This window comes from Thermogemmatispora tikiterensis, from assembly GCF_003268475.1.
Lineage (GTDB): Bacteria > Chloroflexota > Ktedonobacteria > Ktedonobacterales > Ktedonobacteraceae > Thermogemmatispora > Thermogemmatispora tikiterensis.
In genome coordinates this window covers 1,265,978-1,281,027 of record NZ_MCIF01000002.1, presented here as the reverse complement: position 1 = coordinate 1,281,027, position 15,050 = coordinate 1,265,978, and the positions used below count along the sequence as shown (strand labels likewise).

The following is a 15,050-nucleotide window of genomic DNA, read 5'->3' as shown; positions in this document are numbered from 1 at the left end:
GGTTTTACCGGCTGTCTCGGCCAGGCCCTGGCCAGGCAGCGGCCCTTCTATCTCACCCGCCGCTTGCCGAGGGACTGGTGACTGGCGACATGCCGTTCCGGGCTGGTCAGCGAACGCGGAAAGCGAACAGCCAGCAACATCTCGGTCTGACCTGAGTGAGCGGCAGGCGGAAAGCCACCGCCTCAGATCCTATCTTGGGAGGCCCGATCAAGAAGCGGAGCGGCCTGGAGCGCGCGGCAAGCCAAGCCACTATTTGGCCCGATAGTCACGTCAGCAACCAGTGGAGATTAGCGAGATAGTGACCGGCCAGGCCGATCGCAGCAGATCAAGAGCGAGAGCGGCGTGCTCTTGTCCTCTGTCAGAGAGGATCGAAGACAGGAGCTGGGGTCTGTCCACCCTGACCGGCCTGCACTGGCTCGATGACCGGCGTCCCGTAGGTCTTAAAGCTCTCTGGCAAGGCGCCGCCCCAATAGACGCCACGCCCGCGCTGCTCACGGCGCCAGACGATCGGCTCCCAATCGGGAGCAAAAGCGAGATAGCCGCCGGAGTAGACTTCGACCCGATTGCCACCTGGCTCATACAGGTAAAGGAAGAACGCCTGCGAGACGTTATGGCGCGCTGGTCCCGCCTCAATAAAGATATCATGCTCTGACAGAATATCGGCGGCGCGTAGCACCTCCTCCCGGCTATCCAGCCAGTAAGCGATGTGATGCAGGCGCCCGTGCGCGCCACTGAAATCGCGCATATAGGCGATATCGTGGGTGAGCGGCGTCACACTGAGCCAGGCTCCTTCCTCAACACCGTTCTCCTCCGGTTGCAGTAGCTCGCGCAGACGGAATCCGAGCTGTTCCTGCAGGAAGAGGCGGTTGGGCGTGATATCGTGGCACATCAGGTTCACATGATCGATGCGCTTCACACCCACGCCGTGGCCAGTGAACTTTTGGGGCTGATTGTAGAGGCGGGAGCGTAGCTCTGCCGAGGCCAGATATTTTTTAGCCTCGTAGTACAGCTCCATGACATGCCCATCGGGATCAGTAAAGCGGTAGGCGCGCCCGTGGCCGACATCGCCATCGATCCAGCCCTGGCCGTAGCCCTGAGAAGACAGCGCCTGAACGCGTCGTTCCAGCGCCTGGGGGCTGACCGTGCGCCATCCGACATGACCGAGGCCGGCGTGGGGTGCCTCGGTCAGCTTGAGAGTACAGTGTTCGTAATCGCCGTAAGCGCGGAGGTAGACCGACTGGCCCTGGCGGTCGGTCACCGTCATTCCGAGTACCTCTGTGAAGAACCAGAGGCTCTCGGCAGGTCGAGGGGTAAGCAGCTCAACATGGCCCAGGTGGGCAACATCCCTGATTGGCTCCTGAAAATCCGTCATGGGGCCATCTCCTCTCTTGATTGCGGCATTGCAGCGCGGCGGAGAACAGGCTCTGACCTTGCCTGCGGCTGCAGTAGGCCCTGTTGAGCACAGCACAGGATAGAGGTCTGTCCTGTAGCTGGCAAGGCTCATGTCCTGCTCTTCCGTCTCGCGTCAACGTGGTTCTGACTCCTTTGAACCATGCTGGTCTTCATCCGCGACCAGTTGCTGAAGAATTTGGGCACCGAGATTGCCAGCGGGCAACCCGCGAAAGAGAAAAGCCAGATTGACCACCGCGTTGAGTTCTTCCCAGGTGGCGCCAGCGCGCCGGGCGGCGCGTGCATGCAGATGAGCCGCATCAGAGAGCAGCACCAGCAACATGCCGAAGAGCATTAACTGGGCTGTCTTTGTATCAAAGCATGGGGGATACATAGCGCGCCGGCGGATCTCTTCCTGGAGCAGAAGGAAGTCGGGATCGAGGCGAGCTAGCAGATCGGTTCGGGCCTGAACCCGCGGGGGAACAAAGCCAATCAGCTCAGTATAGCGCTGGCGAAGCTCCGCCAGTTGCTCCTGGCTCAGCTTCAACTCAGGAAGCTGCTCTCCCCCTTGAGAGTGGCTCATATGCGCGTCTCTCTCCTTGCCCTTCAGTGGGCTGACTGAAATAGCCGGCCTGCATACGAGGCGAGCGTCTTTGTTTGTATACATGATACCATAAAATAGCTGCCAGGCCTGCATCTTCTTGACCTTCCAAGTCAACAGTGGATCAGCGTACCTCCAAACAAAACGAAGCCGATCCCCCGGGGTAGAGCAGAGCAGGTGTGTGGGGAGCTGGGAGCATATGACCGTGGAAGAGATAGCCTATCTGCCCTTGTAATACCGCTCCGTCGTGGTTAACCATGCCATTCTTAAATATATCATGAGAAATAGTCTTTAAAATTGACTATAGTGATCAAAGGAGATTTTACAATCTGGGCTTACTCTGGACTTGAATAAATGGAGATCGCCAGCATTTTCTATCTGGATAATAGACCAGTCTGATTGCATTTAGCGAGCCTTAGCAGTGCCAGAAGGCTCGCTTGATGTGGAAGGCTGAACTTCTCCTCGACCTGCGTTGGGGGAGAGAGGTAGTTTTTGTCTGGCGGAAGAAAGTGCTGTCTCTCGCCTGAGTGAGAGCCGCTTTCGCCCAAACTGAGTGGGGACAAGCGCGTGCTGAGTATGACAAAAGGAGGTTCAGGATGACCACATCCACGCATCTGAGAACTAGCCCAGAGAAAGTCAGGACCAGTATTCCGTTTCGGCTGGATCGCCTTCCCTGGAGTCGCTGGCACTGGCTGGTCGTCATATCGCTGGGAATCACCTGGATTCTCGATGGTCTAGAGGTGACCATTATTGGCTCGATCGCAGCTGTCCTGACAGATGCACGTACGCTCCACCTGTCAAGCGTTCAGGTCGCCTCGGCTGGTACAGCCTATCTGATTGGAGCTGTGCTTGGCGCCTTTTTCTTTGCACGCCTGACCGATCGTTTCGGGCGCAAATTGCTGTTTTTGATCACTCTCAGTGTGTACCTGCTGGCAACGGTAGCCACCGCTTTTTCCTTCAACTTTCTCTGGTTTGCGGCCTGCCGTTTCCTAACGGGGACTGGTATCGGAGGCGAGTATGCAGCGATTAACTCGGCAGTTGATGAGTTGATCCCCGCCCGGATGCGCGGTCAGGTTGACCTGGCGATCAACGGTTCCTGGTGGTTAGGGACTGCTGTCGGGGCCTTGCTAACCACGATTTTGCTTAACCCGCATCTTCTTCCCGTGAACGTTGGCTGGCGATTGGCCTTTGCGCTGGGGGCCATACTGGGCCTGGGGGTATTGCTGGTACGGCGTAATCTTCCAGAGAGTCCACGCTGGCTCTTAATGCACGGACGTTTTGAGGAGGCAGAACGTATTGTACGTCAGATTGAAAGCATTGTAGTCAAGGAAAAACATCTGACTGCTCTGCCCGAGACCTGTGAGACGATCGAGATGCATCCAGTGGGCATGGTAAGTCTGAAAACGCTGGTGCGTATCATACTCAAAGAGTATCCGACGCGCTCGCTGCTAGGTTTCTCCCTGTTGGTTGGCCAGGCCTTTCTCTATAATGCCATCTTTTTCACCTATGGTCTTGTGCTTGCACGCTTTTATCGGGTGCCAGATGAGGCCATAGGCTTGTATCTGATCCCGTTCGCGATTGGCAATTGCTTTGGGCCGCTGCTCCTGGGGCGTTTCTTTGACACGCTAGGAAGACGCAAGATGATCAGCTTTACCTATATCCTGCCGGGAATACTGCTGGTACTCACTGGCTGGCTCTTTATGCGGGGGAGCTTAACGGCAGTCACTCAGACGCTCTGCTGGTCGGTCATCTTCTTCTTCGCCTCAGCGGGTGCCAGCTCGGCCTATCTCACAGTTAGCGAAATTTTCCCCTTGGAGGTAAGGGCCCAGGCCATTGCCCTCTTTTATGCGGTTGGTACAGGTGCTTCAGCGGTGGCTCCGCTCCTCTTTGGCCTGCTGATCCAGTCCGGCGGGGCTATCAATGTCTTCTTTGGCTACCTCCTGGGGGCTGTAGTGATGGCGGCTGCGGGAGGTGTAGAAATGGTTTTTGGGGTTGACGCAGAGCGGCAATCGCTAGAGAAGGTAGCTCGTCCTCTTTCAGTCAGTGAGTGCTTCGATGAAGGTCATGGCTGATTGCCCCAGGGCACTAGCCAGGCAAACAGCAAGCCTGGCTGGTGCGTGAGGTGTCTGGTCTGATGGCTCCCTGGGCTTGCTGGTGGCGAGGCACAGAAGGCACCAGGGCAGGGAGCTGCCTTACTACTCAGCCAGGTACCAGAGGGATCCGGTGAGCGGCAAGCGCGCCACGCCAGCCTTCAGGGGGTATCCCACTCGCGCCCATCGCGCCGGATCAGCTCTTCCGCCTCGGCGGGCCCCCAGGTCCCGGCGGCATAAGGGCGCACATTGTCTGCTGGCATCTGCTGCCAGGCCGTTGTAATAGAATCAATGATGCGCCAGGCGGTCTCAATCTCATCGCGGCGGATAAACAGCGTCGAATCCCCGAGCATACAGTCAGCGATCAGGCGCTCATAGGCATCGGGTGGCTCGGTCTGGAAAGCTGTCGCGTAAGAGAAGGTCATGTCAACCGACTTAAGCCGCTGGGCGGCGCCGGGTACTTTGGCCCCGAACTTCAGCGTGATCCCCTCTTCTGGCTGGATACGTACCGTCAGACGATTAGGGATCAACTCACGGGCCTCGCTTGGCTTGTAGAGTAGATGAGGCACGCGCTTGAACTGAATAGTCACCTCAGTGCTGCGTTTTGGCAAGCGTTTCCCCGTACGGATATAGAACGGTACATCGGCCCAGCGCCAGTTTTCGATAAAGAGTTTGAGCGCCACGAAGGTCTCGGTCGACGAATCGGCAGGAATCCCATCCTCCTCACGATAGCCGGGAACCTCCTGGCCGTTGATAGTACCGCGCGTATACTGGCCGCGCACCACCTGATGTGCTACCTCCTCGGGGGTCAGAGGAGGAATAGCGCGCAGCAGCTTCACCTTCTCGTCGCGGATCGCATCAGCCTCGAAGGCGACAGGCGGTTCCATTGCCGTCAGGCAGAGCACTTGAAAGATATGGTTTTGCACCATATCACGAATGGCCCCAGCCTCATCATAGTACTCGGCTCGTCCGCCAATACCGATATCCTCTGCAACCAGGATCTGCACGTGATCGATATATTTCTGATTCCAGAGTGGCTCAAAGATGCCGTTTGAGAAGCGCATGGCCAGGATATTCTGTACCGTCTCTTTCCCCATATAGTGATCGATGCGGTAGATCTGATCCTCGTGCAGAATGCGGGCGATCTCGCGGTTAAGTTTCTGGGCGGAAGGAAGATCGCGCCCGAAAGGCTTTTCAATGATCACGCGGCTCCAGGGACCATGATGATTGGCACGGTGGCCGCCGTGAGGGCGATGGACGAGTCCATTTTCTCCGAGCATATGCACTACCGGAGCATAGAGATCAGGGGGGATAGCCAGATAGAAGATGCGATTGCCGCGGGTCTGATACTGCTGATCCAATTGCTCAAGCAGCTGAGCGAGTTTCTGATAGCCTGCGGACTCATTCAAGTTAGCCTGGCAATAGAAAGTACGCTGGGCGAAAGACTGTCGGGCCTCCTCATCCAGGCCCAGCTCGGGTGGACTGTTCTCGGCAAGAGCTTGCACGACAAGCTGGCGCCATTGTTCCTGTGTGAAAGGGCGGCGGGCGAAAGCTACCACTACGAAACCCTGGGGTTGTGGGTGGGCGTGCATCAAGTGGGCCAGGGTTGGGAGCAGTTTGCGTCGGGTTAGGTCGCCCGTGGCCCCAAAGATGACCACAATGCAAGGCTCAGGATGAATACCATCCTGCCAGATGACGTGAGGCTGAAGGGAGGATTGCGCCTGTGTATCGTTCGCCATCGAGGTCTCTCCTGCTTCCTTGGCGTCTGGACCGGTCTTTTTTTGGTCAGATCAGTGGCTCGTTGCGGATAAGGCAAAGGGCCGGCCAGCGGTCTTCTCTGTTTCCTACCCTCATTGTAGCAAAAAAGGATGACCAGCCGCTATCCAGCCAGGGGTTACACGGTCTGACTGCGGAGACAGGCAGGCTGTCGACCGCTGGTCGACAGCAAGCGATCAAAGTGGGGACCAGGCGGTGGAGGAAAGAGGGCGAGCAGACTGTTTAAGTAGCGCTCGCAGTCCTCGCTGCCCTGGCCCCAAGTAATACACTCGCGGAAAGGCTATGAAGCTTCAGCGTGTTGGTATAGTGGCTACGGCTACCTTCACCAGCCGTCAGCCCCCGCCTGTTTCCGCCGGGCAACGGGGAGACGCAACGGGTCGCAGGAGAAAGTCGGGTGACAAGCGGGCTGACGGCCTGCTCAGATCGGTGGAGGATAGGAATGGCCAGTTTAAGGACTGGCGTCAGGCTTCGATTTGGAGAGCCTCCAACACCGCGCGTCGACTCTCCTCGCGCGAGGGGAGGGAACCGCGTAGGTAGAGCGAATGGCGAGCGATAGCGGCATTCGCGGCCTGACGGAGGGTGATGCGGTAACCATGCGTGCGATTGAGGGTCTGGGTAACATCCTGAAAGTCCTCCAGCTCCTCGATGCTTCCTTCGGCGCGACAACAGAACGCATAGAGTGCCATGTCAGCATAGTGAAGGACCCACCAGCGGCGACGCTGCTCCCAGGGCGAGCGCTGCGACTCGGAGAAAGCGGCGTATGATTGCTGGTAGCACTTGCGGAGCATTGCGGCAGTCCAGTAGCAGGGAGGCTCATGGAAGACACTGGCTAGCTTGCTGGCCAGGTTGCAGACCTCGTTGATGATCTCATCCTGTTCGGTGGCCTGTTGCAGTTGCAACTGATTCGACATAACCTTCCCCTTTCCGTTCCTTCCTTGCCACGAACGGGGGCAGTGACTGTAGACTGGGGAGCTACACAGCTCCCCTTATATAGGGTACATGAAAGACAAAAATTTGTCTAGAGCAATTCGGGCTTTTCTTGTTATACAAGAAAAATAGTGCGAAGAAAAGTGATAAAAGAGGGTCTGTGTCAACTGGATATCCTATTTATGGAGTAAATCACGTTTTAGTGGTAGAAGACTTTCTGGGGGCGCTGGAGTAGTACGTTGCCATTGCGACACGGAGGCGGGCGAAGATGGTGATCAATACCAAGCAGATCAAAATTGGAACATAGAGAGAAACCATCGCTGGAAAGTGTAATACGAAATAGAACAGTGATTGAAGCACCGGCAGAGGTACGATGAGGAGCAAGACCGAGAGGGTCACGGCCAGCGACCAGCGTCCACCAAGGTGGGAGACCAGCGTCTTGTAGCGTAGCTCAGCCTGTTCGCGGATACTCTGCTGCATCTGCAGGAGCTGCTGACGCTCGCTGGCGATCTGCTGGCGTTCGTGGGCCAGCTCCTCTTCAAGCTGACGGGCACGGCGCTGTGCGTCGCGTATCAGATAGAGAGCGGCAGCGGCCTGTTCATCTTCCTCCTGGCGTACTTTCAGCTCAATTGTCTTTTTAACATCCTGGAACAGAGAAGGGACATGATCGGGGCGCATAATGATCGTATTGGCCGCCTCTGCTATCATCTTGTGCGCCTCTTCCTCGACTGCTTGCTGAAAATTCCTCTGAAGATCCTTATACTGCCCTTGCAGGATCTGCTTCTCTGCCTGGAGGTGGCGATTCTCCGCCAGCATATCGCGGAGGTGCGCCTGATACTGCTCAATCTGTTGCTGATGTCCCTCTTTCAGGGCTGCCAGCTCCTCGTCGAAGCTAGCCTGCTGGGCGTTATAAGCGGCGACCAGGCGCTCCAGCTCGGCGCGCTGCTCGGCCAGCTCAGTGCGCAGGCGCTTGTTCTCCTCGCGTAGTAAGACAAGCTGGCGTTGAAGATTACGTGTTTGGGCCAGATTGATCTCGCGGTTCTGGCTGGCGGACCACGACTTGAGCATGCTGGCGGAGGCGGCCTCATGCTGGTTGGCTGAGTGCTGACTCTCGTCGAGGGCTGGAGTACGCTGCTCAGGTGGTCTCTCCTCTGAAGAGCGTGTCATGGTGCTTTTCCTATATCTAAATATGCCTGCAATGATCTGTATCTTGACCTATGGAGAGATGTCAGCAGACACTATCTATCACATGATAGTATAGCACGCTTCTTAACCTGCTTGAAGGAGCAGCAAAATAGAAGCACATCACGCCGGTACAGTTCTCTCTACAGCAATTATGCCTCGAATTGAGAGAGGTTTCAAGGGATACAGCGCCGCATCTCCTGAGACAGTGGCAGGGGACGCTCCTGGTAGGAAGGCGGATCAAAAAAAAGGGACCCGGCTCCAAATGCTACCGGCACCTTGGGCCTGGGTGCCTTCTAGCGTTGAGCCGGGTTGCGACTCAGCTCGCTCTCTGGCGGACGAGCGCCGGAGGCGGCATAGCCAACACAAAAGGTAGCCTCACGGGTGAGGAGTGGCCGTTCCTCGGGGTGGCCCTGGAGGGAACGTCACCGTGATCGTCACGGTCGGGAACGGCACGGCAGTGGAAGTAGCCGTGGGCGTTGGCGTTTCCTGTGTCGGGCTACCGGTCGCTTGAGGGCTGGCCGTCTTGGTGGCTGTCGCTGTCCCACCGCTGCTGATTGTAAAATAGGCGGCCTGGGGCACCGTACAGCCTGGTGTTCCCTCTTTGCTGAAGGTCACGTTCACCAGCGTCAGCTTGCCGACAGCATCCGCCCGAGGGGGGATGGAAAACACCGCCAGACCGTCGCTTGTCGTCTGCACCGTCTGCGTCGTCACACTGCCATCCCACCAGCGCACTGTGGCTGTCGCAGTTGCATCTCCCACTCCTACCGGGTTCCCATCGACAGTGTGCACAAACTTTGCGTAGACCATGATCATCTTCCCGCTACTGATCTGTGGTGAAGTGTCGGTCGCCCACGCACCACAGAGGTAGTCTGGCAGGGACGGAGTGGGAGAATCGTTCGTGCCGAAAACAATGGTAGCCGTTACGCTCGGGCTCTCCAGGTTCGCTTGCGAGCTATTATTGCCACAGGCGGCAATCACTACACAAAAAGCTAAAAACAGACCCAGAGAGCTAAACTTTAACGCCCGTTTATAAATGGAAGAAGGAAATGTCTTCTTCATCAGTCATCATCTACAAAAATAGCAGCAACTGCTTTCTATTCAGCCAGCGTTTCAGGCTGCCGGATGAGGGGCCGCTGCTTGAGACTGACTTGAGTATAGCATACCGTCCCTGGCCATCGGCGAATCGGCGTCTGCTTGTGACAAAAAGTACTAGCAAGCGCGTAGGACCCACGGCGGCGGCTGATCTGGGTGGCGGCGGAGAGGAGAGGACAGTGGCGGCAGGAGCAAGACTGACCTCTATGCGAGGGCCGGCGGACCAGAGAGCTTCCTGTCCTCTGTGACAGGCGACAGGTAAGAGCGATCTCCGGCGACCCGGCCCTCTTGCTTCGCTGCTTCTGGCTGGCCTGGGAGCGGCCTTGCTTCTCCTGCTACTGGACGATAACGGTTAACTGCATGTTGGGATGGATAGTGCAAAGCAGATGATAGGTGCCAGCGGTGGTGAAAGGTGGGGTTGTAGCGCTTTCACCCTGAACTCCATTGAAGTTCAGATCCACCGTTGGGGCGCCAGCCTCCTTTGTCACATCGGGGCTGGAGCCTTTCCAGGTGCCGTTTTTGATCACGTGGGGGACGGCCACATCATCTACCAGGGTAAGCGCCTGGCCCTTCTTGATGGTAATCTGCGTCACCTCAAACGCAGTTGAACTCATCTTCACCGTCGGACCAGTGTTTGTCGCACCTGCGGCTGTATCGCGGATACCGCAGGCTGCCAGAACCAGTGTGAGGAGTCCCAGAAGTACCAGACCCGTAACAACCTTTTTATACATAGGAAGACATCCCTTTCGTCATAGAGAGATAGAAAAGGAGCAGGCGAGCGAGATCCTGCTGCCGTCAGCCTGGCGCGGACCGGCTAATGCGGGAGTCTGCGTAGCCGGCCAGGTGGTGCAGTGCTCGCTACCTGAACAGGTGCGGTGCCCCTGCTAATAACTATAGCAAAAGCCGGCAGTGGCGAGAAGGGAAAAGGACCTCTCCCTACACACGATCGTGCCAGGGGGACAACCGTGGCGTGCCGACACAAACAAAAGGCCCGAGGCGTAGCCTAGCCAGCGGGCCTCGGGCGAGAAAAGGTAGCGCATACGGGATTTGAACCCGTGATCTCCGCCTTGAGAGGGCGGTGTCCTAGACCGCTAGACGAATGCGCCAGGTAAGCGATTCACTCAAGTCAGCAGGGACTCAACTGCTGGCGCGGTTATCATACCCTATTCTTGGCCGCCTGTCAAGGGTTCCCGGAGCCAAGGCCCAGCGGTTGGCTTGCTGAGTACTGAGACCGCGGCTCAAGTCCTCTCTCTATCGGAGCGTCCCGGCGCGCGTGTATAGCTGAGGGAGCCTGAGCTAGCTGCCAGGCTAAATCAGGGCGCGGAGAAAGGGAGGGAGGGAGGGAGGGAGGAGGAGGAGGGGACGCACAAACAAAAGGCCCGAGGCGTAGCCAGCCAGCGGGCCTCGGGCAAGAAAGGGTAGCGCATACGGGATTTGAACCCGTGATCTCCGCCTTGAGAGGGCGGTGTCCTAGACCGCTAGACGAATGCGCCAGGTAAGCGATGCACTCAGGTCAGCAGGAGCTGAACCGCTGACGGCAACTATCATACCCTACCCTTTGCCATTTGTCAAGTACTTTTCTCAGAAAGACTATCATCGCGAGTGCTGGCTGAAGTTGAGACCCAGGAGCCGCAGATCTGCTGCCAGTCATTCGCTGCGAGTGGAAGGGGAAGGCTCACCCGAGGTGGTGGCCATAGATTGTAAGGGATCAGTCACAGAATAGTATCCTCCCCAGTGCTCACGAGCGATGGCCGGTCCGGCGACCAGCGCAGCCACAATGGCCAAGGCACTAAAGAGCAGCATGATCCCAAAAGCATCGCTGTAGCTGGCCGTTTGATCGAGCAAGAAGCCAATCAGAGGTGGACCCATAATCAAGGTAGGCGAAGAGATCACGCTCACCAGGCTCTGAGCCACGCCTTTGCCGACGCTGCTCAGAGAGGCGGCCTCATTAAAGATGGCCGCATAGGGAGCGCTAGAGCCAATCGCCGTCAAAGTGATCCCGATCCAGCTTAGCGGGGTGCTATGCCAGGGCAGAGCCAGGCAGATAATACCTGCGCAGCAAAATAAGGCCATCAGGCGTACCAGGGTGATGCTGCCCAGCCAGCGCCGCCCAAGGATCAAGCCTCCCAACGGGCGGAAAAGCATCCCGCTCAGCAAAGCCAGCGAGCCACAGGTCGCTGCCAGGGCCAGAGGCAGGTGATCCAGCTGCACCAGGTAGAGTGCGATCCAGGTAGCGATGGCATTCCCCAAACCGAACGTCCCCATGTGCGCCAGCCCCAGGCTCCAAACGGCCCCCGAGCGGAGTCCGCGCCTCAGTCCTCCCTGGCGCAGCGGGTGCTGCTCCGCAACGTCTACCAGGAGCCAGATCAGCGCGCCGAGCAGGCCAGGGAGGCCCCAGCAAAAGAAAGCTCCACGCCAGCCAAACAGCCGGGTGAGATAGGGAGTCAAGAGCAGGCCCAGGCCGGCTCCCACCTGGGTTGAGCCGCCGTAGAGGCCCTGGGCCAGGGCCGCCAGGCGACCGCTACCTGCCGCCAGGCTGGCGCCTGCCACGAAAGCCCCGCCGATCCCCAATCCCGTCACGAGTCGCATGGCCAGCAGCCAGCCGAAATGCGGAACAAGAGGGAGCAGCAAGGCCCCGCAGGTTGCCAGCAGCGTCGAGGCCAGTAGCACTGGACGAGCGCCATACCGATCGATCAACACTCCTGCTGGCAGATAGGCCAGGGTGAGGCCGAGAAAGAGTAGGGTCGAAAAAAGGCCGACTTCACCAGCGCTGATCTGCAGCGTGGCTCGCAGCTCAGGGATCAGCGGGCTGTAATTCGTGTATTGCACCGTCAGAATCAGCAACGTCAGACAAGCAGCAAAAATACGCCAGGGCGCGCTGCGTCGTTGCTCGAAGAGAGGAGAGCGCATGATAACCTTCCTTGTCAGCCGCACTGGAGCATGCATGAGCGGCGGTCACCAGGCCAGCAGATAACATAGCCCAGCCGAGCCAGGCGACCTCATCGCAGAGAGGCCGCCGCTGGCGATCTTCGCCTGGATCTTCTTGCTCCATACAGAGAAAGGATGCCAGCCAGAGAGCGGCGCGTCAAGTACCTGGCAGCCGCGATCAAATGCGGGCATAAGAGAGCATAGTGAGCCAAGACTTGACAGATGAGCAGAGGAACGGGTACAGTCTTGCTATAAGCACGGGCAGAGCGAGAGGCGAGGTAGCGCGGCCAGCGTTGGACGCGCAGATGAGCTGTTCTCTCGTCTTCGTCTGCGCCGTCAGCCAGACCGGAGGTCGAATCCAAGCCAGGCCAGGTCAAGCCACGCCGCGCGCGACCCCCAGGCCGGCCAAGTATGCCAGCCGAAGCCTAGAGAAGAGAGGGGGAGAAACCTCATGGAAATCGGCAAAGACTCAGGCGAAGTGGCCATGAGCGCCGCAGCGACTGCGGAGCTTCCTATCCGTCGAGTGTCGCTCCTCGAACACATCAACATCAACGTCTTCTGGTTCGCCAACAACTTTCACTGGCAGGCGTTGCTGGCCATTGTCATTCCCAGTATGGTGGCCAAATTCCTGCCAGTCAGCCAGGAGGCTATCAACCTCACCACCGTCGTTCTCTGGGGGACTATCGTCGCTGTGATTGTCAACCCGCTGGTCGGAGCCATCTCCGACTATGCCACCTTTCGCCTGGGACGACGGCGCCCCTTCATGATCATTGGCACCGTCTTCAATATCATCGTCCTGGTGGCTTTTGCCTTCGCCCCCGGCTGGGCCAGCTCTACGGCCTTGCTCGCACTCTTCGCCGTCCTCTTCATCCTTCTCCAGATCGCCAACAACGTTGCCAATTCCCCCTGGAGCGCTATTATCGCTGACAAAGTTCCTCAGAGCCAGCGCGGCCTCGCCGCCGGCTTCAATGGACTGCTCTCGCTGCTCGGAACTGCCGTCGGCTCGCTCGTTGCCGGAGCCATTGTCAACAAGCACGATCCTCTCCCGGTCTACCGTCAAGAGATTGTCCAGATCTTCCTCCTGATCGCCGCCGTCCAGATCATCTTCGTCGCCTACACGGTCCTCACTGTCAAAGAGGTGCCCCTTCCCCTGACGGATCAGGAGCGTTTCAGCTTCAGACGCTTTATCCGCCGCTTCCTCTTCAATCCCCTCCACTATCCCGACATGGCCTGGGTCCTCCTTGCCAGGTTGCTTGTCATGATGGGGATCTGGACCGTCTACTATTTCCTGCAATACTACTTTGACAACGTCCTGGGGGGACCGGGGGTACGGACCATCATCTACAATACGCCCTTCTCCGGCGAATTCTTCAATGGCCTCGTCTTTCAACCGGCTCTCTTGCTCACCGCTCTGCTGACCTCGATCGTCGGCGGCTGGGCTTCGGACCACTGGGGCCGCAAAGGGCTGGTCTATCTCTCCGGGGCGATGATGGCCATCGTCTGTCTCGTCTTTATCTTCTTTCAGACTCAATACGGGGCCTTAATTGCGGCTCTCATCTTTGGCGTTGGCTTCGGGGCCTACACGAGCGTTGACTGGGCTCTGACCACCGATGTGCTGCCGCCAACCAACGAGGCCGGTAAATTTATGGGCTTCTGGTCAATGATGGGTATTCTGCCCCAGGTCATAGGGACGGCCATCGGTGGCGTCATTCTCCAGCTGCTACAGAGCCTGCCCAATCATCTCGGCTACACAGTCCTCTTTGCCGTGACTACGCTCTACTTTGCCATTGGTACCCTCGCCATCAAGCAAGTTCGGGGAGCGCGCTAGCATGGCGATCCGGGCAAGGAGCCAGCTAGCGGCGCAGGCTTGAGACGGAGGGAGCAAGCCATCCTGCGAGAAGCGAGGCAGTGTGGCCAGCCAGGTAGAGCGCTAGGCTAGCGTGGGCCGGCGCGCTGCCTCTGCCAGTGTATGGCCAAAGCAAAGGGCTGGTCAACCCAAAACCGGGCGACCAGCCCTGCGTAGTCAGCCAAGGCCGCTGTGGCGACCCTCACCTATCGTGCCTGTCACGCGAGCAGCTGAGCTTAGCGAATGGACCCCTCGTAGATGCCCATCACTGTGTTCAGGAAGCGCAGTGCCTCGTCCTTGCGGCGCTGGAAGGAATTGCGTCCGATGATCGAGCCGAAGCCGCCGCCATCGCGAATAGCGCGCACTTCCTCGAAGACCTGCTCGTCGGCAGCTGCCGGTCCACCCGAGAAGATCACGATGCGCCGGCCATCAAAGGCGCTCTGCACCACATGGCGCACACGATCAGCCAGGGTAGCGATTGGAATTTCGTACTTCTGATAAACCTTTTGCGCTTCTGGCTTTTCAATCTTCTCGCTAGGGAGCTTCACCTTAATAATGTTCGCGCCGAGCTGGGCGGCGATGTGCACCGCATAGGCCACCACGTCGATGGCCGTCTCGCCCTCCTTGCTCAGGCCACTGCCGCGGGGATAGGACCAGACGACCACAGCCAGGCCGTGGGCCTTGGCCTGGCGAGTCAGCTCGCGTAGCTCCTCGTACATCGTGTCGCGAGCAGCCGAGCCGGGATAGATCGTAAAGCCGATCGCCGAGCAGCCGAGGCGCAGAGCGTCCTCGACGCTAGAGGTCAAAGCTGGCAAAGGATCACGCGACTCATAGAGCAGGTCGTGGTTATTGCACTTCAGGATGAGAGGGATCTCACCGGCGAACTCTGCGGCGCCGGCCTCCAGGAAGCCCAGCGGGGCGGCGTAGGCGTTGCAGCCTGCCTCGATAGCCAGCTGGAAATGGTAGCGGGGATCATAGCCAGCCGGGTTCGGTGCGAAGCTCCGCGCCGGACCGTGCTCGAAGCCCTGGTCGACTGGCAAGATTACCAGCTTACCGGTTCCTCCCAGGCGACCATGATTCAGAATACGGGCCAGGTTTGTTAAGACGCCGGGGTTCTCGCCGGCGTACCAGCTCAGAATCTCGCGAATGCGCTCGTTCATAGGTGTTGCTCCTTCCTCCATCAACAGCGACAAATACGTTGGTAAACAGGATCTGT

The 15,050-nt window shown here is 58.2% G+C and carries 11 protein-coding genes and 2 tRNA genes; 2 read left to right on the top strand and 11 right to left on the bottom strand.

Going from position 1 to position 15,050, the window contains the following annotated elements:
* Positions 1-358: 358 nt before the first annotated feature.
* Together A4R35_RS05255 and A4R35_RS05250 are read right to left on the bottom strand one after the other, a co-directional pair.
* Positions 359-1,372, bottom strand: coding sequence for a catechol 2,3-dioxygenase (locus tag A4R35_RS05255; RefSeq protein WP_112427223.1), 1,014 nt, complete (start codon positions 1,370-1,372; stop codon positions 359-361).
* 153 nt (positions 1,373-1,525) lie between these two features.
* On the bottom strand, positions 1,526-1,972 hold the full coding sequence (locus A4R35_RS05250; RefSeq protein ID WP_112427221.1) for a carboxymuconolactone decarboxylase family protein: 447 nt from the start codon (positions 1,970-1,972) through the stop codon (positions 1,526-1,528).
* A 614-nt stretch (positions 1,973-2,586) separates the two neighbouring features.
* Here A4R35_RS05250 and A4R35_RS05245 point away from each other — a divergent pair.
* Positions 2,587-4,062 (top strand): MFS transporter, encoded by a 1,476-nt coding sequence (locus A4R35_RS05245; protein ID WP_112427219.1) that lies wholly within the window; start codon positions 2,587-2,589, stop codon positions 4,060-4,062.
* A gap of 179 nt (positions 4,063-4,241) precedes the next feature.
* Here A4R35_RS05245 and zwf read toward each other — a convergent pair whose 3' ends face one another.
* From zwf to A4R35_RS05205, 8 genes are all read right to left on the bottom strand, one after another.
* Positions 4,242-5,819, bottom strand: a complete 1,578-nt coding sequence (gene zwf, locus A4R35_RS05240) for a glucose-6-phosphate dehydrogenase (RefSeq protein ID WP_112427217.1) — start codon at positions 5,817-5,819, stop codon at positions 4,242-4,244.
* A 498-nt stretch (positions 5,820-6,317) separates the two neighbouring features.
* The gene (locus tag A4R35_RS05235) at positions 6,318-6,767 is read right to left on the bottom strand and encodes a hypothetical protein (RefSeq protein WP_112427215.1); all 450 of its coding nucleotides are present in this window, start codon (positions 6,765-6,767) and stop codon (positions 6,318-6,320) included.
* Between the two features lie 208 nt (positions 6,768-6,975).
* Entirely contained in the window at positions 6,976-7,950 is a 975-nt protein-coding gene (locus A4R35_RS05230; protein ID WP_112427213.1) for a hypothetical protein, read from the bottom strand.
* A 393-nt stretch (positions 7,951-8,343) separates the two neighbouring features.
* Positions 8,344-9,027: a hypothetical protein gene (locus A4R35_RS05225; RefSeq protein WP_112427211.1), complete on the bottom strand. Its 684-nt coding sequence runs from the start codon at positions 9,025-9,027 to the stop codon at positions 8,344-8,346.
* Positions 9,028-9,395: 368 nt separating this feature from the next.
* Positions 9,396-9,791 (bottom strand): cupredoxin domain-containing protein, encoded by a 396-nt coding sequence (locus tag A4R35_RS05220; protein WP_112427209.1) that lies wholly within the window; start codon positions 9,789-9,791, stop codon positions 9,396-9,398.
* A 301-nt stretch (positions 9,792-10,092) separates the two neighbouring features.
* Positions 10,093-10,166: transfer RNA gene (locus A4R35_RS05215), tRNA-Glu, on the bottom strand.
* Positions 10,167-10,479: 313 nt separating this feature from the next.
* A tRNA-Glu gene (locus A4R35_RS05210) sits at positions 10,480-10,553 on the bottom strand.
* Positions 10,554-10,707: 154 nt separating this feature from the next.
* Positions 10,708-11,970, bottom strand: coding sequence for an MFS transporter (locus A4R35_RS05205; RefSeq protein ID WP_189361355.1), 1,263 nt, complete (start codon positions 11,968-11,970; stop codon positions 10,708-10,710).
* A 469-nt stretch (positions 11,971-12,439) separates the two neighbouring features.
* Here A4R35_RS05205 and A4R35_RS05200 point away from each other — a divergent pair, with 469 nt between their 5' ends.
* Positions 12,440-13,816 carry an MFS transporter gene (locus tag A4R35_RS05200; protein ID WP_112427205.1) on the top strand — a complete coding sequence of 459 codons (1,377 nt, stop codon included), beginning with the start codon at positions 12,440-12,442 and terminating at the stop codon, positions 13,814-13,816.
* Positions 13,817-14,070: 254 nt separating this feature from the next.
* Here the strand turns inward: A4R35_RS05200 and A4R35_RS05195 are convergent, their stop codons facing one another.
* Positions 14,071-14,994, bottom strand: coding sequence for a class I fructose-bisphosphate aldolase (locus A4R35_RS05195; protein ID WP_112427203.1), 924 nt, complete (start codon positions 14,992-14,994; stop codon positions 14,071-14,073).
* Between the last annotated feature and the right edge of the window lie 56 nt (positions 14,995-15,050).